The organism is Pseudomonas tructae, assembly GCF_004214895.1.
Taxonomy (GTDB): domain Bacteria; phylum Pseudomonadota; class Gammaproteobacteria; order Pseudomonadales; family Pseudomonadaceae; genus Aquipseudomonas; species Aquipseudomonas tructae.
Window position 1 is genome coordinate 1,401,784 of record NZ_CP035952.1, and the last position, 23,312, is coordinate 1,425,095.

The following is a 23,312-nucleotide window of genomic DNA, read 5'->3' on the forward strand; positions in this document are numbered from 1 at the left end:
GGGCAGGCATGGCGCCTGCCCGTGTGCGGGGCTCAACGCAGACCGCGTTGGACCTCGTCGAGATCGCGGATGTACTTGAACAGCTTGCGGCTCGCGCTCGGCGCTTTGTTGCGCGCCAGTTCGTGCTGGGCCTGGCGGATCTGCGAGCGCAGTTGCTGGCGATCGGCTTCCGGGTATTCCTGGACGAATTTTTCCAGGACTTCGTCGGTGCCGCCGATCAGCCGGTCGCGCCAGCGTTCGAGGTTGTGGAAACGCTCGTTGTACTGGCGCGAGGAGGCGTCGAGTTGGTCAAGCAGCGCATTGATCGCGTCGATGTCCTGGTCGCGCATCAGCTTGCCGATGAACGATTTATGACGTCTTTTCGCCTCGTTCGCGGTGTGCCGCTTGTGTTCTTCCAGGGCCGCGCGCAGTTCGTCGGTCAACGGCAGTTTGGCCAGGGTGTCGGGCTTGAGCGTGGTAAGGCGCTCGCCCATGTCAACCAGCGCCTGCATCTCGCGCTTAACCTGGGTTTTGCTTTTTTCGCCTTCAAAGGCGGTGTCGTAAGAATCAACCATGGGGGCAGTCCGCTGAGAATCGCCGCCATGATAACCAGTCGGGGGCCGCTTGTCCGGTCCGGTCGTAGATTGACCCGTGCCGAACGCAGAATTTGAGTGGAGAAAACCATGAGTGCAGTCCAGAGCGTAGGTCCGGAACATCTGCCGGCATTGCAGGAACAGGTCGAACAGATCATCGCCGAAGCCCGGCGCCAGGGCGCCAGCGCTTGCGAAGTGGCGGTATCGCTGGAGCAGGGGTTGTCGACCTCGGTGCGCCAGCGCGAAGTCGAAACCGTGGAGTTCAACCGCGACCAGGGCTTTGGCATTACCTTGTATGTAGGGCAGCGCAAAGGCTCGGCGAGCACCTCGGCCAGCGGTAGCGATGCCATTCGCGAAACCGTCGCCGCTGCCCTGGCGATTGCCAAGCACACCTCCGAAGACGATTGTGCCGGGCTTGCTGACCCTGCGCTGATGGCCCGTGAACAGCCGGATTTCGATCTGTATCACGCCTGGGATATCACCCCTGAGCAGGCCATCGAGAAAGCCTTGCAATGCGAAGCGGCAGCCTTTGACGCCGATGCGCGGATCAAGAATGCCGACGGCACTACCCTCAATACCCACCAGGGCTGCCGCGTGTATGGCAACAGCCATGGCTTTATCGGCGGCTATGCTTCGACCCGGCACAGCCTGAGCTGCGTGATGATCGCCGAGGCCGACGGGCAGATGCAGCGCGACTACTGGTATGACGTCAATCGCCAGGGCGAGCTTTTGGCCGACCCGAGCAGCATTGGTATCCGCGCCGCACAACGGGCCGCCAGCCGCCTGGGCGCGCGGCCGGTGCCCACCTGTGAAGTGCCGGTGCTGTTTTCGGCCGAGTTGGCAGGGGGACTGTTCGGCAGCTTCCTCTCGGCGATTTCCGGCGGCAACCTGTACCGCAAGTCATCCTTCCTCGAAGGCACCATCGGCCAGCGTCTGTTCCCGACCTGGCTGACGTTGGATGAGCGCCCGCACTTGCCGCGTGCCCTGGGCAGTGCCGCTTTTGACGGTGATGGCCTGGCAACCTATGCAAAACCGTTCGTCGAAAATGGCCAACTGGTGTCCTATGTGCTGGGTACCTATTCGGGGCGCAAGCTCGGGCTGCCGAGTACCGCCAACGCCGGTGGCGTGCACAACTTGTTCGTTACCCATGGTGTCGAAGACCAGGCGGCCCTGCTGCGACGCATGGGGCGCGGGCTGTTGGTGACCGAGTTGATGGGCCATGGCCTGAACATGGTCACCGGCGACTATTCCCGTGGCGCCGCAGGTTATTGGGTGGAAAACGGCGAGATCCAGTTCGCGGTGCAGGAAGTGACGATCGCCGGCAATATGAAGGATATGTTCCAGCAAATCGTCGCGATCGGTAATGACCTTGAGACCCGCAGCAATATCCACACCGGCTCGGTGTTGATCGAGCGGATGACCGTAGCCGGAAGTTGATCCGGGTTGGGGCCGGGTCGTAATTATTTACCGCCTGGCCCCCGAGTCGCCTCCCTAGCATGTCCATTCCTCAAGTCAATTCGAGCAGGAATGAGCATGCACAGTACGTTTGAACAGATGTCCGTCGGACCAGAAGACCTGCCGCTTCTCAAGCAGTTGGTCCAGGATGTTCTTGATGAGGCGCGCCGTCAGGGTGCAGAGAGCTGTGAGGTGCTGGGCCAGCATCTGCATCAGACCCGACAGCACGTTGCCGCAGAGGTCGTAGACCCTGTCGATATTCAACAAGTGCTGGGCCTGGGGTTGGCGTGTTACGTCGACGGCCGCAAAGGCGAAGTACAACTGGAGGTCGGCGAAGACTTTAGTCCCGCAAAGCTTGTCAGCCAGGCAATGGCCACTGCTCGGGCAGCGCAGCTCGATATGTATACAGGACCGGCGGATGCCCAGGACCTGGCATGGGAGCATCCGCAGCTCGATCTTTTCCATGATTGGCCGGTAGATTCCGAGGTGTTGCTCGGCATTGCCCAGCGCTGCGATCAGGCTGCCTGGCAAACCGATGCACGGGTTGTTGAGTCACGGGGTTCGACCATGACCGGCTCAGCGCAAAGCCGGGTGTTCGGCAATAGTCATGGTTTCTTGGCGGGGTATTGCCAGACCGAGTTCAGTCTGAGTAGCTACATCAGGGCTGAGCACAATGGGATTCGTCGCACAGGTGGGGTGCAGAGCATTCAGCGTGATTTGCTTTCACTCGGTGAGGCCGAGCGTATGGGCAATCTCGCAGCGCGGCGAGCCATAGATTATCTGGGCGATGCCAAGCTGCGAGGGACGAGATGGCCGCAGGTGCTCTCTCCCCAAGCCAGTCGGTTTCTGCTGGTGGCGTTCATTGAGGCAATTGCTGGGGAGGCTGTCAGCAATGGTGCTTCAGTAGTGTCGGGCATGCTGGATAAGCCATTGTTCTCACCCAGTATCTCGATCGCAGAGTACCCCCTTCAGCGTGGTGGCATCGGTAGCATCCCTTTCGACAATGAAGGCGTGGCAGTGAGCATGCGGACCTTCGTTGAAGAAGGCTTTTTGCGCTCTTATGCGCTGGATGCTGCCTCGGCCCGTCGCCTGGGGATGAAAAACAGCGGGAACGCCAGCCTGCCGTTCGAGCAAGCGCGCAACCTTTCATTTGTGCCCGGCCCAGACACTCAGGCGCAGTTGTTGGCGCAGGTGGACCGTGGGGTTTTCGTCGCCGAGGCCCGCCAGCCCCAGATCGATGTGCGACAAGGAACTTTCAGCATGCGAGCGGTCGGCTACTGGGTAGAGAACGGAGAAATTCAGTACCCACTCAGCCCATTCACCGTATCGGGTGACTTGTTGGATTTGTTCGCAAGAATCAGTGTCATTGGCAATGATCTGGAGCAAATGTCGCGAATCAAGGGGGTATCGGTATTGATCGATAATCTGTCGATCACCCACTGAGTGGTAATTGCACAGAGCTTCTCATGAAGCTCTGTGCTTGTACTGATTGTCATTATCAACTAATAATGAATATCATTATCTAGGCGATGATGTTCATGAAACCCGTCCTCCACGAATTGCCCTACCTGGAAAACTGGCGCTGGCTGAGCCGGCGCATTCGCTGTGCTCTCGACCCGGACGAGCCGCGCCTGATCGAGCACTACCTGACCGAAGGCCGCTATCTGGTGTGTTGCACCGATACCAGCGCATGGACTGTCGCCTTGACCTCATTCCGCTTACTGCTGGACACCGCCTGCGATCGCGCGTTGCCCTGGCATTGGCGTTGCTTGTGCCTGGACCAGGCCTGGCGACCGCTGCTGGAGCTGCGCAACCTCGACCGTCGCGAACATAACCAGCGCTGGCAGCCCTTCGCCCTGCAATTGGCGAACTGTGTACTGCTGCCTTCGATTTCCTACGATGAACTGATGCAAGGACTTGATGATGAGTAATACCCGTATCGAGCGCGACAGCATGGGTGAGCTGCTGGTGCCGGCCGAGGCCCTGTATGGCGCCCAGACCCAGCGCGCGGTGAATAACTTCCCAATCAGCCAGCAACGCATGCCGAAACAGTTCATTCGTGCTTTGCTGCTGGCGAAGGCAGCGGCGGCCAAGGCCAATATCGAACTCAAGCAGCTCGACCAGGCCCGGGGCGAGGCGATCGTCAAGGCCGTGGAGCAGTTGCTGGCCGGTGACTTCATGCAGCATTTCCCGGTGGATATCTTCCAGACCGGCTCCGGTACCAGCTCGAACATGAACGCCAACGAGGTGATCGCCACCCTGGCCAGCCGCGTGCTGGGCGACGTGGTCAACCCCAACGATCATGTCAACTGCGGGCAAAGCAGCAACGACATCATCCCCACCACCATTCATGTCAGTGCCGCTTTGGCCTTGCACGAGCAGCTGCTGCCGGCGCTGCAGCACTTGGTCAAGGTCATCGACGCCAAGGCTGAACAGGTGCATCCGTTCATCAAGACTGGCCGTACCCACCTGATGGATGCCATGCCGGTGCGCATGAGCCAGGTGCTGGGTGGGTGGTCGGCGCAGGTCAAGGCAGCCATTGCCCATCTGCAGGCCACCCTGCCAAGCCTGCAGGCGCTGGCCCAGGGCGGCACCGCCGTGGGCACTGGTATCAATGCCCATCCTGAATTTGCTGCGCGCTTCAGCCAGCAACTGACCGCGCTGACCCGCGTCGAGTTTGTGCCGGGGCACAACCTGTTCGCTCTGATTGGCTCACAAGACACCGCAGTAGCGGTATCGGGCCAGCTCAAGACCACTGCCGTGGCGCTGATGAAGATCGCCAACGACCTGCGCTGGATGAACTCCGGGCCGCTTGCCGGCCTGGGCGAAATCGAGCTCGAAGGCTTGCAGCCGGGCTCTTCGATCATGCCGGGCAAGGTCAATCCGGTGATTCCTGAGGCTACCGCCATGGTTGCCGCGCAGGTGATCGGCAACGACGCGACCATCGCCGTGGCCGGGCAATCGGGCAACTTCGAACTCAACGTGATGCTGCCGATCATCGCCCAGAACCTGCTCAGCAGTATCGAGTTGATGGCCAATGCCAGTCGTCTGCTGGCCGACAAGGCGATCGCCAGTTTCAAGGTCAATGAGCCCAAGCTCAAGGAAGCCCTGGCGCGCAACCCGATCCTGGTGACGGCTTTGAACCCGATCATCGGCTACCAGAAGGCCGCCGAAATCGCCAAGACCGCCTACAAGCAGGGCCGCCCAATTATTGAGGTGGCACTGGAACACACCGATCTGACGCGCAGTCAGCTCGAAGCGTTGCTCGATCCGGAAAAGCTCACCGCTGGCGGGATTTGAGTAGGCCCACCGTTCTGGAGGTTTGTCATGCAGCACTGGAAACGCACCACCGAGATCGCCAACCGCCTGTTCGAACAAGGTGAGCTGGTCGATGCCCGTGAGTTGTATCTGCAGGCCCTGGCTTTGGCCCAGGTGTTGTTCGAGCGCTGGCATGACGCCGACGAGGCGGTGGCCGTGTGTGTCATTGCTCACCACAACCTGGCCGACTTGCACCTGCGCCTGAATCAGCCGCAGGAAAGCGCCGAGTACCTCTGTGCCATTCACCAGCGGCTGCTGCAGACCGCCCAGGATCCGCGCATGGCGCCGATGCTGCGCGAAGCCGCGCTGCGTCACAGCAGCAAGACCTACACCGAGTTGCTGAGCTTTATCAGCGAGTACGGCCAGTACCCGCGCACCGAGCGCTTGCTTTACCGGCACGAGCCGCAGCCGGCCCTGCATGCCGGCCAGGATAGCGCCGCGCCTTCAGCCCTACACTATGGAATCCAGTGAAATGCCTTATACCTTGCCTGCACTGCCGTATGCCTACGATGCGCTGGAACCGCACATCGATACCCAGACCATGCAGATTCACCACAGCAAGCATCATCAGACCTACATCAACAATCTCAATGCGGCGGTGGAAGGCAGTGAGTATGCCGAGTGGCCTGTGGAAAAACTGGTCGCCAACGTCAAGCAACTGCCGGAGAAACTGCAGAACGCGGTGATCAACCAGGGTGGCGGGCACGCCAACCACTCTCTGTTCTGGACAGTAATGTCGCCCAAGGGCGGCGGCCTGCCGCAAGGCGCGGTGGCCAAGGCCATTGATGAGCAACTGGGTGGTTTCGAGGCCTTCAAGGATGCCTTCACCAAAGCCGCGCTGACCCGCTTCGGCAGCGGCTGGGCCTGGCTCAGCGTGACCCCGGCCAAGACCCTGGTGGTGGAGAGCAGCGGTAACCAGGACAGCCCGCTGATGAACGGCAATATGCCAATCCTGGGCCTGGATGTCTGGGAGCATGCTTACTACTTGCTGTACCAGAACCGCCGCCCTGAATACATCAACGCTTTCTACAACGTGATCGATTGGTCCGAGGTAGAGCGTCGTTATGCAGCCGCGCTTGTGTGAGTCGTAGCGCTATGCGTTCGGATGTGATGTCAATTGGTGGCGTGCGGCTGTTTCGCCTGGCGCTGGGTACCCTGTTGCTGCTGGTCGGCTTTGCCCTGCTGGTAGCCCAGGGCATTGCCTGGCTGGACCTTGAGCCGCGCATGTTGCGGGCCCTGGAAGGTGGTGCCCTGTGCGCCCTGGGTACGGCGTTGGGCGCGGTGCCGGTGCTGGTGATCCGCAATATGCCGGTAGCGCTGGCCGACACTTTGCTCGGCTTTGGGGCCGGGGTGATGCTGGCGGCCACGGCGTTCTCGTTGATCATTCCCGGCCTGGATGCCGCCCAGGCCATCGGCCTGGGCAAATGGGGCGCTGGTGGGCTGGTCAGTTTCGGCTTGCTGTTCGGCGCCTTGTGCCTGTATCTGGTCGACCTCAAGGTTTCTGGCGCGTCACCGGAGGCGTTGGTCGGTACCTGCCAGCAACCAGTGATTGCTGCGCGGATCTGGGTTTTTGTCATTGCCATCGTTGCTCACAACATTCCCGAAGGCATGGCCATCGGCGTGTCGGCCGGTGGCGGTATGCCCGATGCCGACAGCCTGGCCATGGGCATTGCCCTGCAGGATGTCCCGGAAGGCCTGGTTATCGCCCTGGTGTTGGCCGGTGCCGGCATGGCCCGCTTCAAGGCGTTCCTGATTGGCGCGGCGTCCGGGCTGGTCGAGCCGCTGGCGGCAGTTGTCTGCGCCTGGCTGGTGACGGTGGCTGAGCTGCTGTTGCCGCTGGGGCTGGCCTGCGCGGCAGGGGCGATGTTGTTGGTGGTGACCCAGGAGATCATTCCCGAGTCGCGCAGCAACGGTCATCACCGCTTGGCGAGCCTGGGGCTGTGCATCGGATTCTGCTTGATGATGGTGATGGATACCGCGTTGTCTTGAGCGCAGCGAGGGCGGTTACTCGCCCTCGTCAAAATAATTGTTGATCAGCACGGTCAGGGCTTCGAGCGCATCGTTGTCCTGTTCGCCTTCGGTTTGCAGATGAATGCTGGTGCCTTTGCCGGCGGCCAGCATCATCACCGCCATGATGCTCTTGCCATCGACCAATGACTGCGGGCTGCGGCCAACGCGAACCTGGCAGGGGAACCGGCCAGCAACGCCGACGAACTTCGCAGCTGCCCGGGCGTGCAGCCCCAGCTTATTGATGATGGTGATTTCGCAAGCGGGCATCGAGGCGGGGATCCTGTGGGCTAGAGGTCGCGGTGGCGAACCTGGACATTCTTCAACGATTGTTGCAATAACTGGCCCAGGCGCTCTGTCAGGTACACCGAGCGGTGGTGGCCGCCGGTGCAGCCTATGGCAATGGTGACATAGGCGCGGTTACTGGCGGCAAAGCGTGGCAACCATTTGAGCAGGTAGCTGGAGATGTCCTGGAACATGTCCTCGACATCCGGCTGCGCTGCCAGGTAATCGATTACCGGTTGTTCCAGGCCCGAGTGATCACGCAGCTCGGGCTTCCAGTACGGGTTGGGCAGGCAGCGCACGTCGAAGACCAGGTCGGCGTCCACCGGCATGCCACGCTTGAAGCCGAAGGACTCGACCAGAAACGCGGTGCCGGGCTCGGGCTGGTTGAGCAGGCGCAGTTTGATCGAGTCACGCAACTGATACAGGTTCAGGTTGGTGGTATCGATCTTCAGGTCGGCGAGGTCGGCGATCGGCCCGAGCAGTTCGCTCTCGACCTCAATGGCCTCGGCCAGGGAGCGTTCGTTGTTGGTCAGCGGGTGACGCCGGCGGGTTTCCGAGAAACGCTTGAGCAGGGTTTCTTCATCGGCATCCAGGTACAGCACATCGCACTGGATATGCCGGCTACGAGCATCCTCGAGCAGTTCAGGGAAGCGCGAAAGGTGACTGGGCAGGTTACGGGCATCGATCGATACGGCCACCTTGGGTTGCATCAGTTCGGTGTTGATCAGCGCGCTTTCGGCCAGTTGCGGCAGTAAGCCGGCCGGCAGGTTGTCGATGCAGTAGTAGCCGTTGTCCTCGAGTACATCCAGGGCAGTGCTCTTTCCGGAGCCGGACCGGCCGCTAACGATGATCAGGCGCATAATCAGGGCTCGTTCTGTACGTCCAGAACGACCTGGTACAACGCGTCGTTGCTGGTGGCCGCACGCAGCTTTTTGCGTACGTCCTCGCGGTCGAGCATGCTGGCAATCTGGCGCAGCAACTCCAGGTGCGCATCGGTGGCGGCTTCCGGGACCAGTAGCACGAACAGCAGGTCGACCGGGGCGCCGTCGATGGCGTCGAAATCGATGGGGGCTTCAAGGTGCAGCAGGGCGCTGACCGGCGACTCACAGCCCTTGAGGCGGCAATGGGGAATGGCAATGCCATTACCAAAGCCGGTCGAGCCGAGTTTTTCTCGGGCGATCAGGGCTTCGTACACGTCCTGGGTATCCAGTTCGGGCACTTCTTTACCGATCAGATTGGCAATCTGTTCGAGCGCACGCTTTTTACTGCCGCCCGGCACGTTCACCAAGGAACGGCCGGGGGTCAGGATGGTTTCAAGTCGGATCATGGATGAGGGGGATCAGCGGGCCGCTGCACCTTGCAGCAGGCTTTGCTGTTTTTCCTTGTGTTTTTTCAGTTGGCGGTCGAGCTTGTCGGTCAAGGCGTCGATCGCTGCATACATGTCTGCGTGTTCGGCATTTGCAACCACTTCGCCGCCGGGAATAAACAGCGTCGCTTCAATTTTCTGCTGCAGCTTCTCGACCTTCATGATCACTGTCACATTGGTGATCTTGTCGAAGTGCCCCTCAAGACGTTTGAGTTTCTGCTCGACGTACTCGCGCAGGGGCTGAGTAACTTCTACATGCTGTCCACTGATATTGACTTGCATACAGCTTCTCCTTTGTTGCCGGTGCATAAGAGGCAGGTGTTGCGCCTGCCACTGAACTGCGGTGGCACACCTCAGGAGCCGTTACATCAATCGCTTGCGCTCGCTCGACGGTGCAATGCCGAGGGACTCGCGGTACTTGGCGACGGTGCGACGTGCTACCTGGATGCCTTGTGCCTCCAGTAAACCAGCGATCTTGCTGTCACTCAATGGCTTTTTCTGATTTTCCGCTGCAACCAGTTTTTTGATGATTGCGCGGATCGCCGTGGACGAGCATTCACCGCCTTCGGAGGTGCTGACGTGGCTGGAGAAAAAGTACTTCAGCTCGTAAATTCCGCGGGGCGTGTGCATGTATTTCTGCGTGGTCACCCGGGAAATGGTCGACTCGTGCATACCCACCGCCTCGGCGATATCGTGCAGCACCAGCGGCTTCATCGCCTCGTCACCGTGATCGAGGAAGCCTCGCTGGTGCTCGACAATCTGGGTGGCGACCTTCATCAGGGTCTCGTTGCGGCTTTGCAGGCTCTTGATGAACCAGCGCGCTTCCTGTAACTGGTTGCGCATGAAGGTGTTGTCGGCGCTGGTGTCGGCGCGGCGGACGAAACCGGCATATTGCGGATTGACCCGCAGGCGCGGTACCGCTTCCTGGTTGAGCTCCACCAGCCAGCGTTCGTTGTCCTTGCGAACGATCACGTCAGGGACCACGTATTCGGCTTCGCTGGACTCGATCTGCGAGCCCGGACGCGGGTTGAGGCTCTGTACCAGTTCGATGACCTGGCGCAACTCGTCTTCCTTGAGCTTCATGCGGCGCATCAGCTGGCTGTAGTCGCGGCCACCGAGCAGGTCGATGTAGTCACTGACCAGGCGCTGGGCTTCGGCCATCCACGGCGTGCGTGGTGGCAGCTGGCGCAATTGCAGCAGCAGGCACTCGCTGAGGTTGCGGGCGCCGATGCCGGCCGGCTCGAACTGCTGGATGCGGTGCAGCACGGCTTCGACTTCGTCCAGCTCGATATCGAGCTCGGGGTCGAAGGCGTCGCAGATTTCTTCCAGGGTCTCGTCGAGGTAGCCCTGGTTGTTGATGCAGTCGATCAACGTCACGGCAATCAGCCGGTCAGTGTCGGACATCGGCGCCAGGTTAAGTTGCCAGAGCAGATGGCTCTGCAGGCTCTCGCCGGCGGAGGTGCGGGTGGTGAAGTCCCACTCGTCATCGTCATTGCTGGGCAGGCTGCTGGCGCTGGTCTGGTAGATGTCTTCCCAGGCGGTGTCGACGGGCAGCTCGTTGGGGATGCGTTCGTTCCATTCGCCCTCTTCGAGGTTGTCCACCGTCGGGGCGGACTCCTGGAAGCTGCTTTCCTGGGCTTCGGCGACGGGTTTGCTCTCGGCGTTGTCGGCCATCGGGTCACTGTTGTCGAAGTCGTCGCCCTCTTCCTGGCGTTCGAGCATCGGGTTCGATTCCAGCGCTTCCTGGATTTCCTGCTGGAGGTCCAGGGTCGAAAGCTGGAGTAAACGTATGGCCTGTTGCAACTGCGGGGTCATCGTCAGTTGCTGGCCCATTCTTAGGACGAGCGATGGTTTCATGGCAGGGGCTTAACACCTTAATTGCCGGCGCACATGCGCCATCCACTACAAGGGCACCGAAGCGCCAACTTTAAGCAAATTATATGCCTGAAATTGCAGCGTTTGCCTAGAGCGCTTTAGCAATTAAGCCATCATCTGGCCTGCTTGCCAGCGCTCCGGCAGCGCCTTGTACTTTAAGCCTACAGGCGGAACTCATGGCCGAGGTAAACCTCTTTGACCAGATCGTTGGCCAGGATGGTCTGCGCATCGCCTTCGGCGATCAGTTGACCATCGTTGACGATGTAAGCGGTTTCGCAGATATCCAGGGTTTCACGGACATTATGGTCGGTGATCAGAACGCCAATGCCCTTGGCCTTCAGGTGGTGGATGATCTGTTTGATGTCGCCGACCGAAATCGGGTCGACACCGGCAAAAGGTTCGTCGAGCAGGATGAACTTCGGCGCGGTTGCCAGGGCGCGGGCAATCTCCACGCGGCGGCGTTCGCCACCGGAAAGGCTCATGCCGAGGTTATCGCGGATGTGGCTGATGTGGAACTCCTGCAGCAGGCTTTCCAGCTCCTTGCGTCGGCCATCGCGATCCAGTTCCTTGCGGGTTTCCAGGATCGCCATGATGTTGTCGGCCACCGACAGCTTGCGGAAGATCGAGGCTTCCTGCGGCAGGTAGCCGATGCCGGCGCGGGCGCGGCCGTGCATGGGCTGGTGGCTGACATCGAGGTTGTCGATCAGCACGCGCCCCTGATCGGCCTGGACCAGGCCGACGATCATGTAGAAACAGGTGGTCTTGCCGGCGCCGTTGGGGCCGAGCAGACCGACGATCTGACCGCTGTCGATCGACAGACTGACGTCACGGACCACTTGCCGGCTTTTGTAGCTCTTGGCCAGGTGCTGGGCTTTGAGGGTTGCCATTTACTCGGCCTTCTTCTTCGGCTGGATCACCATGTCGATACGTGGACGCGACTCGGTGACTTTGCCACCGCGACCGGCGGTAGCGATCTGTTTCACCGTGTCGTAGACGATTTTCTCGCCTTCGGTGGTGTTGCCTTCGTTGATGACCTTGGCGCGGTCGATCAGGACGATGCGGTTCTGCGGCGCATTGTACTGGATGGTTTTGCCATAGCCCTGCATCTTGTCCGGCTTGGCGGCGCTCTGCTGCTGTTCGAAGTAGGCCAGGTTGCCCACCGAGGTCACCACGTCGATATCGCCACCGGCGGTACGGGTGATGGTCACGGTATTGCCTTTGATCATCATCGAGCCCTGGGTGATGATCACGTCGCCGGTGTAGGTGGCAACGCCTTGTTTGTCATCCAGCTGAGCGTGGTCGGCCTGGATGCGGATCGGCTGGTCACGGTCGTTCGGCAGGGCCCAGGCGCTCGCGCTTCCCAGTGCTGCGCTCAGGCTGAGCAAAAAGGGGAGGGTTTTAACGAGCCTCATACTGTCCTCTTACGTTGGACAGCAGGTCCATCCTGCCGTCTTTCAAATACGCTTTCATTCCATTGCCCGTAGTGACGCCACCGGCGCCGTCGATTCTAACGGCTTGCTCGGTTTGCGCATATTGCTTCTGCGGGAATACCGTCATGCGGCTGCTGGTAATGATCATGGTGCGGTTCTTTTCGTCGGTGCGGGCAACCCGTACCGAATCGATCAGTTCGACTTCGCTGCCGTCGGGGTTCACTTCCCCGCGCTCGCTCTGCACGTGCCACGGGTAGGTGGTGCCACGGTACAGCTGCAGGTCAGGCTTGGTCAGCAGGGTGACTTCGCTGACCTTGAGGTGCTCGACCTTGTCGGCGGTCATCTCGTACTGCAGCTTGCCATCGGGCAGGAACTGCACGCTGTGGGCATTTACCGCGTAGTAGTCGATGGCGCTCTGGTCGGGCGTCGCCAGCGGCTTGTTGTCGAGAAAGCTTTCAGGGCTGATATTCCAGTAGCCGACCGCCACCAGCAAGGCGGCAATCACACTGAACAGCGCAAGGTTACGAATTTTCTTACTGAACATGTGGCGCTCTACAGGTAATGGGCGTTGGCCGCGTCAAGATTGCCCTGGGCTTGCAGGATCAGTTCGCAGAACTCGCGAGCTGCGCCTTCGCCGCCGCGTGCCCGGGTAACCCCATGGGCGTGCTCGCGGACGAAGCTGGCGGCATTGGCCACCGCCATGCCCAGGCCGACCCGGCGAATCACCGGCAGATCAGGCAGGTCGTCGCCCAGATAGGCGACCTGTTCATAGCTTAGGTTGAGCTGGCCAAGAAGCTCGTCCAGAACCACCAATTTATCTTCGCGGCCCTGGTACAGGTGAGGAATACCGAGGTTCTTTGCCCGCCGCTCGACCACCGGGGTCTTGCGCCCGCTGATGATGGCAGTGGTCACGCCGGTGTTCATGAGCATCTTGATGCCCTGACCGTCGAGGGTATTGAAGGTCTTGAATTCGCTGCCATCTTCAAGGAAGTACAGGCGACCGTCGGTGAGCACGCCGTCAACGTCGAAAACTGCAAGCTTGATGGCCTTGCCGCGCTGGAGCAGGTCCTGGGTCATTTACATCACTCCCGCACGCAACAGGTCGTGCATGTTCAGGGCGCCGACCGGGCGCTCGTCCTTGTCGATCACCACCAGGGCGTTGATCTTGTGGTCTTCCATGATTTTCAAGGCTTCGGCCGCGAGCATCTCGGCGCGGGCGGTCTTGCCATGGGTGGTCATGACCTCTTCGATGAGGGTCTTGTGCACATCGATGTTACGGTCGAGGCTGCGGCGCAGGTCACCGTCGGTGAAGATCCCGGCCAACCGTCCGTCGGCTTCGAGCACCACGGTCATGCCCAGGCCTTTGCGCGACATTTCCAGGAGTGCGTCCTTGAGCAGGGTGCCGCGTTGTACCCGAGGCAGTTCATCGCCAGCGTGCATGACGTTCTCGACCTTGAGCAGCAGGCGGCGGCCGAGGGCGCCACCGGGGTGCGAGAAGGCGAAGTCTTCGGCGGTAAAACCGCGAGCCTCGAGCAGGGCAATCGCCAAGGCGTCGCCAAGCACCAGCGCAGCGGTGGTGGAGGAGGTCGGAGCCAGGTTCAGTGGGCAGGCTTCCTGGGCCACGCGGGCATCCAGATTGACTTCGGCGGCCTTGGCCAGTGGCGAGTCGGGGTTGCCGGTGAGACTGAGCAACTTGATACCCAGGCGCTTGATCAGCGGCAGCAGGGTGACGATCTCGGCGGTCGAGCCCGAATTGGACAGGGCCAGGATCACGTCATCGCGGGTGATCATGCCCATGTCGCCATGACTGGCTTCGGCCGGATGGACGAAAAACGCCGGCGTACCGGTGCTGGCCAGGGTCGCGGCGATCTTGTTGCCGATGTGCCCGGACTTGCCCATGCCGACCACCACGACCCGGCCTTTACTGGCCAGGATCAGCTCGCACGCTTTGACGAAATCGGCGTCGATGTGGGCCAGCAGGCCCTCTACCGCCTCGAGCTCGAAGCGGATGGTGCGCTGCGCGGATTGGATCAGCTCGCTGGATTGGCTCATGTCGAAAATCGGATTGCCTGGTGAAAAGGCGGCGATTATAGCGGTAATGGGCAAAAGCCTCACCTTGTGATTGTCATACATTCTCCCACTTGGCTTAACCATAGCTGAACAACCGCTGCGGCGGCCTTGGGGCGGCCCTATCTGCGGTGCTATAGTTCGCCGCTGTTCGGCCCGCTCGGCGCGTGCGTGCCTCCACGAAGGGGGCGCGCGTCTGAGTGAGAAGGCTGCATCGCAAGGAGTCTAGATGAGCGTTGATAACGCCTACGCGGTCGAATTGAAGGGCGTGTCCTTCAAGCGCGGTTCGCGCAGCATCTTCAATAATGTCGATATTCGCATTCCCCGGGGCAAGGTCACCGGCATCATGGGGCCTTCCGGGTGCGGCAAGACCACGCTGCTGCGGCTGATGGGCGCACAGCTGCGTCCGGCCAGCGGCGAGGTCTGGGTGGCGGGTCAGAACCTGCCGGCCCTGTCGCGCAGTGACCTGTTCGACGCCCGCAAGCAGATGGGCGTGCTGTTCCAGAGTGGCGCGTTGTTCACCGACCTCGATGTGTTCGAGAACGTCGCCTTTCCGCTGCGCGTGCATACCCAGCTGTCCGACGAGATGATCCGCGACATCGTTCTGATGAAGCTGCAGGCCGTGGGCCTGCGAGGCGCCATCGAACTGATGCCCGATGAGTTGTCCGGCGGCATGAAGCGCCGCGTCGCGTTGGCCAGGGCCATCGCTCTGGACCCGCAGATCCTCATGTACGATGAACCGTTCGTCGGCCAGGACCCGATCGCCATGGGTGTGCTGGTGCGGCTGATCCGCCTGCTCAACGATGCCCTGGGCATCACCAGCATCGTGGTCTCCCATGACCTGGCCGAAACCGCCAGCATTGCCGACTACATCTACGTGGTGGGCGACGGTCAGGTGCTGGGGCAGGGTACTCCGCAAGAGCTGATGGGGTCCGACAACCCGCGCATCCGTCAATTCATGAAAGGCGATCCGGATGGCCCGGTGCCCTTTCACTTTCCTGCGCCGGATTACCGCGCCGATCTTCTGGGGAAGCGTTGATGCGCAGAAAATCCTTGCTCGAACGTATTCGTCGCTTCGGCCGCTCGGCCATCGACGTGCTGGCCATCCTTGGCCGTTCATTTCTGTTCCTGCTGCATTCGCTGGTCGGGCGTAGCGGAACTGGCGGCGGCTTCCAGCTGCTGGTCCGGCAGCTTTACTCGGTAGGCGTGTTGTCGCTGGCGATCATCGTCGTTTCCGGGGTGTTCATCGGCATGGTCCTGGCCCTTCAGGGCTTCAGCATCCTGACCAAGTACGGCTCGGAACAGGCGGTGGGGCAGATGGTCGCCCTGACCTTGCTGCGCGAGCTTGGCCCGGTGGTGACCGCGCTGCTGTTCGCCGGCCGAGCCGGGTCGGCGTTGACTGCCGAGATTGGCAATATGAAGTCCACCGAGCAGTTGTCCAGCCTGGAAATGATCGGTGTCGACCCGCTCAAGTACATCGTTGCGCCGCGGCTGTGGGCCGGTTTCATCTCGCTGCCATTGCTGGCGCTGATTTTCAGCGTGGTCGGCATCTGGGGCGGATCATGGGTCGCGGTGGACTGGCTGGGCGTCTACGAAGGCTCGTTCTGGGCCAACATGCAGAACAGTGTTTCCTTTACCGACGATGTGCTCAACGGGGTGGTTAAAAGCCTGGTTTTTGCCTTCGTCGTGACCTGGATTGCCGTATTCCAGGGCTATGACTGCGAGCCCACTTCAGAGGGGATCAGTCGTGCCACTACCAAGACCGTGGTCTATGCCTCATTGGCAGTACTGGGTCTGGACTTTATTCTGACCGCCTTGATGTTTGGAGATTTCTGATGCAAAACCGCACCCTGGAAATCGGTGTCGGCCTGTTCCTCCTGGCCGGGATTCTGGCGCTCATCCTGCTGGCCCTGCGTGTCAGCGGCCTGTCGGCGAGCCCGAGCAGTGACACCTACAAAATTTATGCAAACTTCGACAATATCGCCGGTTTGACGGTCAGAGCTAAAGTGACCATGGCCGGTGTGACCATCGGCAAGGTCACCGCCATCGATCTGGATCGTGACACCTTTACCGGTCGGGTAACGCTGCAGTTGGAAAAACAGGTAGACAACCTGCCGGTCGACTCCACTGCATCTATCCTCACCGCAGGGCTGCTCGGCGAGAAGTACATCGGTATCAGCGTGGGTGGAGAAGACACGGTGCTCAAGGATGGTGCAACCATTCACGACACCCAGTCGGCGCTGGTGCTTGAAGATTTGATTGGCAAGTTCCTGCTCAATACCGTTGGCAAAGAAGCTAAATAAGGAGTTTCCATGATTTCGATCCTGCGACGCGGCTTGCTGGTGTTGCTGGCAGCGCTGCCATTGATGGCCGGCGCGGCTGCCCAGTCTCCCAAACAGGTGATTGAACAGACCACCACTCAGTTGCTGGCTGACTTGAAGGCCAACAAGGAGCAATACAAGGCCAACCCTCAGGCCTTCTATGATGCACTCAACGCCAACCTGGGGCCGGTGGTCGATGCCGATGGCATCTCGAAAAGCATCATGACCGTCAAGTATTCGCGCAATGCAACTCCTGCGCAGATGCAGCGCTTCCAGGAAAACTTCAAGCGCAGCCTGATGCAGTTCTATGGCAACGCCCTGCTCGAGTACAACAATCAGGGCATCACCGTTGGCAAAGCCACGCAGGATGGTGATGAGCGTGCCAGCGTCGACATGAGCGTCAAGGGCAACAACGGCGCCGTGTATCCGGTGCAGTACACCCTGACCAAGCTCGGTGGCGAATGGAAAGTGCGTAACGTCATCGTCAATGGCATCAACATTGGCAAGCTGTTCCGTGACCAGTTCGCCGATGCAATGAACCGCAACGGCAACAACCTGGACAAGACCATCGACGGATGGGCTGGCGAAGTGGCCAAGGCCAAGGAAACCACCGAACAAGCGGCCGAGAAGCAAGCGCAATGAGTGCCAGCGCGGTAACCATGAGTGAGCCGGGCGTGTTGAACCTGGCCGGCGTGCTGGACTACAGCAGCGGGCCAGGCCTGCGCAAGCAAGGCAAGGCACTGATCGCTGCGTGCAAGGCCCAGGCGCTGGTGCTCGACTGCTCGCAGGTCGAGAAGTCGAGCAGCGTCGGCCTGTCGCTGCTGTTGGCATTCATGCGCGATGGCAAATCGGCTGGCAAGGCTGTCGAGGTGCGTTCCATGCCCCAGGACATGCGTGAAATCGCCGAGGTTTATGACCTCGATGAGGTACTGGCCGGGCAGTGATTGCCCGCCAGCGGCTGGCCCCTCTGTCAGAGTCTCCGATTACGGGGTTCGCAGGCGAGGGGCTTTTTTGTATGATGGCCGACCCGCGCGCAAAGGGCGCCGATTGAGGTTGAGCATGCAGGCCGTAGAAGTTAAGAACTTCCTTGAAGAAAAGTTGCCGGGAACCCGGGTCGAAGTTGAAGGCGAAGGCTGCAACTTCCAGTTGAACGTGATCAGTGACGAATTGGCGGCCTTGAGCCCGGTCAAGCGTCAGCAGCAGATCTATGCTCACCTTAACCCGTGGATCACCGATGGCAGCATCCATGCGGTAACCATGAAATTTTTCAGCAGCGCAGCCTGGGCTGAGCGCACCTGAGCCAACTTGGCGGCGAGACTCTAAATGGACAAACTGATTATTACTGGCGGCGTTCGCCTCGATGGCGAAATCCGCATTTCCGGGGCAAAGAACGCTGCCCTGCCGATCCTAGCGGCCACCTTGCTCTGCGATGGTCCGGTCACCGTTGGCAACTTGCCGCACCTGCACGACATCACCACGATGATCGAGCTGTTCGGGCGCATGGGCATTGAGCCGGTCATCGACGAGAAGCTTTCGGTCGAAATCGATCCGCGCGCCATCAAGACCCTGATTGCGCCGTACGAGCTGGTTAAAACCATGCGCGCCTCGATCCTGGTGCTGGGTCCGATGGTTGCCCGTTTCGGTGAGGCTGAAGTTGCCCTGCCTGGCGGTTGCGCCATCGGTTCGCGCCCGGTCGACCTGCACATCCGCGGCCTTGAAGCCATGGGTGCGAAGATCGAAGTCGAAGGCGGCTACATCAAGGCCAAGGCGCCTGAAGGCGGCCTGCGTGGCGCGCACTTCTTCTTCGATACCGTCAGTGTGACCGGTACCGAGAACATCATGATGGCCGCAGCCCTGGCCAAGGGCCGCAGCGTGCTGCAAAACGCTGCGCGCGAGCCGGAAGTGGTAGACCTTGCCAACTTCCTCAACGCCATGGGTGCGAACGTCCAGGGCGCTGGTACCGACACCATCACCATCGATGGCGTCGAGCGCCTGGGTTCGGCAACCTACCGGGTCATGCCTGACCGTATCGAAACCGGTACCTACCTGGTGGCCGCTGCCGTGACCGGCGGTCGCGTCAAGGTCAAGGACACCGATCCGACCATCCTCGAAGCCGTGCTTGAGAAACTCAAGGAAGCGGGTGCCGAAGTCACCACCGGTGAAGACTGGATCGAGCTGGACATGCACGGCAAGCGGCCCAAGGCCGTCAACCTGCGAACCGCTCCGTACCCGGCGTTCCCGACCGACATGCAGGCGCAGTTCATCTCCCTCAACGCCATTGCCGAAGGCACCGGCGCAGTGATCGAGACGATCTTCGAAAACCGCTTCATGCACGTCTATGAAATGCACCGCATGGGCGCCCAGATCCAGGTCGAGGGCAACACTGCCATCGTCACCGGGACCAAGACCCTTAAAGGCGCTCCAGTAATGGCCACCGACCTGCGGGCTTCAGCCAGCCTGGTGCTGTCGGCGCTGGTTGCCGAAGGCGACACCCTGATCGACCGCATCTACCACATCGACCGTGGCTATGAGTGCATCGAGGAAAAACTGCAGATGCTCGGCGCCAAGATCCGTCGCGTACCGGGCTAGTCTGTGAGTGGCGCAGGGACGCGCCAGCCAATTGCTGCATAGAATTGAATGCGACCGGGCCTGTTGAGGCCCGGTCGGCTGTAGCCGCATAAGGACCGACGTTTCCCATGTTGACCATCGCGCTATCCAAAGGTCGGATTCTCGACGATACCCTGCCGCTGCTGGCGGAGGCCGGTATCGTTCCGACCGAGAACCCAGACAAAAGCCGCAAGTTGATCATCCCTACGACTCAGGAAGACGTGCGTCTGCTGATCGTGCGTGCCACGGATGTGCCGACCTACGTCGAGCACGGTGCCGCCGACCTGGGTGTGGCCGGCAAGGACGTGCTGATGGAGTACGGTGGCCAGGGCCTGTACGAGCCGCTGGACCTGCAGATTGCCCAGTGCAAGCTGATGACCGCCGGCAAGATCGGTGCTGCCGAGCCCAAGGGCCGCCTGCGCATTGCCACCAAGTTCGTCAACGTCGCCAAGCGCTACTACGCCGAACAAGGCCGTCAGGTCGACATCATCAAGCTGTATGGCTCGATGGAGCTGGCGCCGCTGATCGGCCTGGCCGACAAGATCATCGACGTTGTCGATACCGGTAACACCCTGCGTGCCAATGGCCTGGAACCCCAGGAACTGATTGCCACCATCAGCTCCCGCCTGGTGGTCAACAAGGCTTCGATGAAGATGCAGCACGCCCGCATCCAGAGCCTGATCGACACCCTGCGCCAGGCTGTCGAATCGCGACACCGCGGCTGACCTCTGCGCGCGACCTTCGCTGTCGCGCCCGTCTATCCGCGTCATAGCCAATTTTCTCGGGTGCCCGCGCGGATGGACTGGTAGCTTAGGGCGCCTGAGCATTCGCCATTTATTGAGGCCCTCGCTATGACCACGTCCACTGCAATCGCCCGACTCAATGCCGCTGACCCGGATTTCGCCCGACATCTGGATCATCTGCTGAGCTGGGAAAGTGTGTCTGACGACGCGGTCAACCAGCGCGTGCTCGACATCATCAAGGCTGTGCGCGAGCGTGGCGATGCGGCGCTGGTGGAGTTCACCCAGCGTTTTGATGGCGTGCAAGCCACCTCGATCGATGACCTGATCCTGGGTCGCGAACGCCTGGAACTGGCCCTGACCCGTATCACCCCGGCTCAGCGCCAAGCGCTGGAAAAGGCTGCCGAGCGCGTGCGCAGCTACCATGAGCGGCAGAAGCAGGATTCCTGGAGCTACACCGAGGCTGACGGCACTGTGCTGGGCCAGAAGGTCACGCCATTGGACCGTGCTGGTTTGTATGTGCCTGGCGGCAAGGCTTCGTACCCCTCGTCGGTGCTGATGAACGCGATCCCGGCCAAGGTTGCCGGTGTCGCTGAAGTGGTCATGGTCGTCCCGACTCCGCGTGGCGAGGTCAACGAGCTGGTGCTGGCCGCCGCCTGCATCGCCGGTGTCGACCGGGTCTTCACCATCGGTGGCGCCCAGGCGGTCGCGGCCCTGGCCTATGGCACCGAAAGTGTGCCGCAGGTCGACAAGGTGGTCGGTCCGGGCAACATCTACGTGGCCACGGCCAAACGTCATGTGTTCGGCCAGGTCGGCATCGACATGATCGCCGGCCCTTCGGAGATCCTCGTGGTCTGTGACGGCCAGACCGATCCGGACTGGATCGCCATGGACCTGTTCTCCCAGGCCGAGCACGACGAAGATGCACAGGCGATCCTGGTCAGCCCGGACGCTGCGTTTCTCGACAAGGTGGCTGCCAGCATCGACAAACTGCTGCCGACCATGGAGCGCGCCGAGATTATCAAGACCTCGATCAACGGTCGGGGTGCGCTGATCCAGGTGCGCGACATGCAACAGGCAATCGACGTTGCCAACCGCATCGCGCCAGAACACCTGGAGCTGTCGGTGGCCGATCCGCAAGCCTGGCTGCCGCAGATTCGCCACGCCGGTGCGATCTTCATGGGCCGCCACACCAGCGAGGCCTTGGGCGATTACTGCGCAGGCCCCAACCACGTGCTGCCGACCTCCGGCACCGCGCGCTTCTCATCGCCGCTGGGGGTGTACGACTTCCAGAAGCGTTCGTCGATCATCTTCTGCTCCGAGCAGGGTGCATCCGAGCTGGGCCGCACCGCCTCGGTCCTGGCCCGTGGCGAGTCGCTGACCGCCCACGCCCGTAGCGCTGAATACCGCATCCTTGCCGACAAGAAGGGGAACTGAGCATGAGTAAATTCTGGAGCCCCTTCGTCAAGGACCTGGTGCCTTACGTCCCGGGTGAGCAGCCAAAACTGGCCAAGCTGGTAAAGCTCAACACCAACGAAAACCCTTACGGCCCATCGCCCAAGGCGCTGGAGGCCATGCGTGGCGAGCTGAACGACAACCTGCGCCTGTACCCGGACCCAAACAGTGACCTGCTCAAGCAGGCAGTCGCTGGCTACTACGGGGTGCAGGGTAACCAGGTATTCCTCGGTAACGGTTCGGACGAAGTGCTGGCGCACATCTTCCACGGCCTGTTCCAGCACGATGCGCCGCTGCTGTTTCCGGACATCAGCTACAGCTTCTACCCGGTCTACTGTGGGCTGTACGGCATCCCGTTCGAGGCTGTGGCCCTGGATGAGCAGTTCCAGATTCGTGTCGAGGACTATCGCAAGGTTAACGGCGGGATCATTTTCCCCAACCCCAACGCACCGACCGGTTGCCTGCTGGCCCTGGATGCCATCGAGCAATTGCTCAAGGCCAATCCGGATTCGGTGGTCGTGGTGGATGAAGCCTACATCGACTTTGGCGGCCAGACCGCCATCAGCCTGGTGGATCGCTACGACAACCTGCTGGTTACCCAGACCCTGTCCAAGTCGCGCTCGTTGGCCGGCTTGCGGGTCGGCCTGGCCGTGGGGCACCCGGATCTGATCGAGGCGCTGGAGCGGATCAAGAACAGCTTCAACTCCTATCCGCTCGATCGCATGGCGATCGTCGGTGCGGCGGCGGCGTTCGAAGATCGTGCCTACTTCGACCAGACGTGCCGCAAGGTGATCGACAGCCGCGAGTCGTTGGTCAAGGCGCTGAGTGCCCGTGGTTTTGACGTGCTGCCGTCGGCGGCCAACTTCATCTTTGCCCGCCACCCACAGCAGGATGCCGCCGAACTGGCCGCCCGCTTGCGTGAGCAGGGGGTGATCGTGCGTCACTTCAAGCAGGCGAGAATCGCGCAGTTCCTGCGCATCACCATTGGTACGCCGGAGCAGAACCAAGCGTTGCTTGATGCACTGAACTGATTCGCGGGGCAAGCCCGCTCCCACAGGATTTCCCCCATCTGTGTAGGAGCGGGCTTGCCCCGCGATGGTTTTTACCGGTAACCTCTGCCTCTCAAATTCATCCGATGATTGGATGTCATGACGTTATTGATCAAACGCTCCCTGGTCGAACAAGCCGTCGACCAACTGCGCCAGCGGGTTGCCAGCGGCGCCTGGGCGGTGGGCCAGCGCCTGCCGACCGAGCCTGAGCTGGCCAGTGAGCTGGGTATCAGCCGTAACACAGTACGTGAAGCCATGCGGGTACTGGCTTTCAGCGGCCTGGTTGAAGTTCGCCAGGGTGACGGCAGCTATTTGCGTACCGCCGTCGACCCTTTGCAGGCACTGCAGGCATTGTCGCGCTGCGACCTGGAGCAGGCGCGCGAGACTCGCCATATCCTCGAGGCCGAGGCCATCGGCCTGGCCGCGCTGCGCCGCACCGATGCCGACCTACAGGGCCTGCGTGAAGCCCTGGCGCACAGCAGTGCGCATTTTCATGACGACCTGGAGCGCTATATCAGCTGCGACCTGGTGTTCCACCAGCGTCTGGTCGATGCCGCACACAACCCGGCCTTGAGCGAGCTGTACCGCTACTTCTCCGGAGTGGTGGCAGCTACCTTGCACCACAACCTGAGCCACGCTCCCCGCTGTCAGCAGGTGTTCGACCTGCATGGGCAGATTCTCGATGCCATCGAACAACGCGATCCGGACAAAGCCAAGGCCCTGAGCCGGACCCTGATCAACGAATCCTGACCTTGCGAGACTGCC

General features: G+C 61.0%; 29 protein-coding genes. 18 read left to right on the forward strand and 11 right to left on the reverse strand.

Annotated features, from left to right (window positions below; translation table 11 throughout):
* Positions 1-32 precede the first annotated feature (32 nt).
* The gene (gene yjgA, locus EXN22_RS06380; RefSeq protein ID WP_130263264.1) at positions 33-554 is read right to left on the reverse strand and encodes a ribosome biogenesis factor YjgA; all 522 of its coding nucleotides are present in this window, start codon (positions 552-554) and stop codon (positions 33-35) included.
* 108 nt (positions 555-662) lie between these two features.
* On the opposite strand from yjgA, the gene pmbA reads away from it, so the two are divergent.
* The 7 genes from pmbA (at position 663) to EXN22_RS06415 (ending at position 7,334) form a co-directional block, all read left to right on the forward strand.
* Positions 663-2,009 carry a metalloprotease PmbA gene (pmbA, locus tag EXN22_RS06385; RefSeq protein ID WP_130263265.1) on the forward strand — a complete coding sequence of 449 codons (1,347 nt, stop codon included), beginning with the start codon at positions 663-665 and terminating at the stop codon, positions 2,007-2,009.
* Between the two features lie 96 nt (positions 2,010-2,105).
* Positions 2,106-3,470: a TldD/PmbA family protein gene (locus EXN22_RS06390; protein ID WP_165392188.1), complete on the forward strand. Its 1,365-nt coding sequence runs from the start codon at positions 2,106-2,108 to the stop codon at positions 3,468-3,470.
* A gap of 86 nt (positions 3,471-3,556) precedes the next feature.
* Positions 3,557-3,958, forward strand: a complete 402-nt coding sequence (locus tag EXN22_RS06395) for a FagA protein (protein WP_115088592.1) — start codon at positions 3,557-3,559, stop codon at positions 3,956-3,958.
* On the forward strand, positions 3,951-5,327 hold the full coding sequence (locus tag EXN22_RS06400) for a class II fumarate hydratase (RefSeq protein WP_130263267.1): 1,377 nt from the start codon (positions 3,951-3,953) through the stop codon (positions 5,325-5,327). The genes EXN22_RS06395 and EXN22_RS06400 overlap by 8 nt, the downstream gene beginning before the upstream one ends.
* 27 nt (positions 5,328-5,354) lie before the next feature.
* Positions 5,355-5,816, forward strand: a complete 462-nt coding sequence (locus EXN22_RS06405) for a hypothetical protein (RefSeq protein WP_130263268.1) — start codon at positions 5,355-5,357, stop codon at positions 5,814-5,816.
* A 1-nt stretch (position 5,817) separates the two neighbouring features.
* Entirely contained in the window at positions 5,818-6,429 is a 612-nt protein-coding gene (locus EXN22_RS06410) for a superoxide dismutase (RefSeq protein WP_130263269.1), read from the forward strand.
* 11 nt (positions 6,430-6,440) lie between these two features.
* Positions 6,441-7,334, forward strand: a complete 894-nt coding sequence (locus EXN22_RS06415) for a ZIP family metal transporter (protein WP_130266765.1) — start codon at positions 6,441-6,443, stop codon at positions 7,332-7,334.
* 15 nt (positions 7,335-7,349) lie between these two features.
* Here the strand turns inward: EXN22_RS06415 and EXN22_RS06420 are convergent, their stop codons facing one another.
* From EXN22_RS06420 to EXN22_RS06465, 10 genes are all read right to left on the reverse strand, one after another.
* Positions 7,350-7,622 carry an HPr family phosphocarrier protein gene (locus EXN22_RS06420; RefSeq protein WP_130263270.1) on the reverse strand — a complete coding sequence of 91 codons (273 nt, stop codon included), beginning with the start codon at positions 7,620-7,622 and terminating at the stop codon, positions 7,350-7,352.
* A 20-nt stretch (positions 7,623-7,642) separates the two neighbouring features.
* Positions 7,643-8,497, reverse strand: coding sequence for an RNase adapter RapZ (gene rapZ / locus EXN22_RS06425; protein WP_045196339.1), 855 nt, complete (start codon positions 8,495-8,497; stop codon positions 7,643-7,645).
* A 2-nt stretch (positions 8,498-8,499) separates the two neighbouring features.
* Positions 8,500-8,964 carry a PTS IIA-like nitrogen regulatory protein PtsN gene (gene ptsN, locus EXN22_RS06430; RefSeq protein ID WP_130263271.1) on the reverse strand — a complete coding sequence of 155 codons (465 nt, stop codon included), beginning with the start codon at positions 8,962-8,964 and terminating at the stop codon, positions 8,500-8,502.
* Between the two features lie 12 nt (positions 8,965-8,976).
* Complete coding sequence (gene hpf, locus EXN22_RS06435) at positions 8,977-9,285, reverse strand: ribosome hibernation-promoting factor, HPF/YfiA family (protein WP_130263272.1); 309 nt, start codon at positions 9,283-9,285, stop codon at positions 8,977-8,979.
* 81 nt (positions 9,286-9,366) lie between these two features.
* On the reverse strand, positions 9,367-10,860 hold the full coding sequence (locus tag EXN22_RS06440) for an RNA polymerase factor sigma-54 (RefSeq protein ID WP_130263273.1): 1,494 nt from the start codon (positions 10,858-10,860) through the stop codon (positions 9,367-9,369).
* A gap of 179 nt (positions 10,861-11,039) precedes the next feature.
* Positions 11,040-11,765, reverse strand: a complete 726-nt coding sequence (gene lptB, locus EXN22_RS06445; protein ID WP_130263274.1) for an LPS export ABC transporter ATP-binding protein — start codon at positions 11,763-11,765, stop codon at positions 11,040-11,042.
* Positions 11,766-12,290, reverse strand: a complete 525-nt coding sequence (gene lptA, locus EXN22_RS06450; RefSeq protein WP_038996942.1) for a lipopolysaccharide transport periplasmic protein LptA — start codon at positions 12,288-12,290, stop codon at positions 11,766-11,768.
* Positions 12,277-12,852 (reverse strand): LPS export ABC transporter periplasmic protein LptC, encoded by a 576-nt coding sequence (lptC, locus tag EXN22_RS06455; RefSeq protein ID WP_130263275.1) that lies wholly within the window; start codon positions 12,850-12,852, stop codon positions 12,277-12,279. Before lptC ends, lptA begins: the two co-directional genes overlap by 14 nt.
* 8 nt (positions 12,853-12,860) lie before the next feature.
* Positions 12,861-13,385, reverse strand: a complete 525-nt coding sequence (locus EXN22_RS06460; RefSeq protein WP_130263276.1) for a KdsC family phosphatase — start codon at positions 13,383-13,385, stop codon at positions 12,861-12,863.
* Positions 13,386-14,360, reverse strand: coding sequence for a KpsF/GutQ family sugar-phosphate isomerase (locus EXN22_RS06465; RefSeq protein WP_130263277.1), 975 nt, complete (start codon positions 14,358-14,360; stop codon positions 13,386-13,388).
* Between the two features lie 244 nt (positions 14,361-14,604).
* On the opposite strand from EXN22_RS06465, the gene EXN22_RS06470 reads away from it, so the two are divergent.
* From EXN22_RS06470 to EXN22_RS06520, 11 genes are all read left to right on the forward strand, one after another.
* Positions 14,605-15,414: an ATP-binding cassette domain-containing protein gene (locus tag EXN22_RS06470; RefSeq protein WP_130263278.1), complete on the forward strand. Its 810-nt coding sequence runs from the start codon at positions 14,605-14,607 to the stop codon at positions 15,412-15,414.
* Positions 15,414-16,211 (forward strand): lipid asymmetry maintenance ABC transporter permease subunit MlaE, encoded by a 798-nt coding sequence (gene mlaE / locus EXN22_RS06475; RefSeq protein ID WP_130263279.1) that lies wholly within the window; start codon positions 15,414-15,416, stop codon positions 16,209-16,211. The genes EXN22_RS06470 and mlaE overlap by 1 nt, the downstream gene beginning before the upstream one ends.
* Positions 16,211-16,678, forward strand: coding sequence for an outer membrane lipid asymmetry maintenance protein MlaD (gene mlaD / locus EXN22_RS06480; RefSeq protein WP_130263280.1), 468 nt, complete (start codon positions 16,211-16,213; stop codon positions 16,676-16,678). Before mlaE ends, mlaD begins: the two co-directional genes overlap by 1 nt.
* Positions 16,679-16,687: 9 nt before the next feature.
* Entirely contained in the window at positions 16,688-17,338 is a 651-nt protein-coding gene (locus tag EXN22_RS06485) for an MlaC/ttg2D family ABC transporter substrate-binding protein (protein WP_130263281.1), read from the forward strand.
* On the forward strand, positions 17,335-17,640 hold the full coding sequence (locus EXN22_RS06490) for an STAS domain-containing protein (RefSeq protein ID WP_130263282.1): 306 nt from the start codon (positions 17,335-17,337) through the stop codon (positions 17,638-17,640). Before EXN22_RS06485 ends, EXN22_RS06490 begins: the two co-directional genes overlap by 4 nt.
* 115 nt (positions 17,641-17,755) lie before the next feature.
* Positions 17,756-17,995 carry a BolA family protein gene (locus EXN22_RS06495; protein WP_010223373.1) on the forward strand — a complete coding sequence of 80 codons (240 nt, stop codon included), beginning with the start codon at positions 17,756-17,758 and terminating at the stop codon, positions 17,993-17,995.
* Between the two features lie 24 nt (positions 17,996-18,019).
* Positions 18,020-19,285: a UDP-N-acetylglucosamine 1-carboxyvinyltransferase gene (murA, locus tag EXN22_RS06500; RefSeq protein WP_130263283.1), complete on the forward strand. Its 1,266-nt coding sequence runs from the start codon at positions 18,020-18,022 to the stop codon at positions 19,283-19,285.
* A 107-nt stretch (positions 19,286-19,392) separates the two neighbouring features.
* Positions 19,393-20,028, forward strand: a complete 636-nt coding sequence (gene hisG, locus EXN22_RS06505) for an ATP phosphoribosyltransferase (protein ID WP_115088578.1) — start codon at positions 19,393-19,395, stop codon at positions 20,026-20,028.
* A gap of 126 nt (positions 20,029-20,154) precedes the next feature.
* The gene (hisD, locus tag EXN22_RS06510) at positions 20,155-21,480 is read left to right on the forward strand and encodes a histidinol dehydrogenase (protein ID WP_130263284.1); all 1,326 of its coding nucleotides are present in this window, start codon (positions 20,155-20,157) and stop codon (positions 21,478-21,480) included.
* Positions 21,481-21,482: 2 nt separating this feature from the next.
* On the forward strand, positions 21,483-22,529 hold the full coding sequence (hisC, locus tag EXN22_RS06515; RefSeq protein ID WP_130263285.1) for a histidinol-phosphate transaminase: 1,047 nt from the start codon (positions 21,483-21,485) through the stop codon (positions 22,527-22,529).
* A 117-nt stretch (positions 22,530-22,646) separates the two neighbouring features.
* Positions 22,647-23,297: a FadR/GntR family transcriptional regulator gene (locus tag EXN22_RS06520; RefSeq protein WP_130263286.1), complete on the forward strand. Its 651-nt coding sequence runs from the start codon at positions 22,647-22,649 to the stop codon at positions 23,295-23,297.
* Positions 23,298-23,312 lie beyond the last annotated feature (15 nt).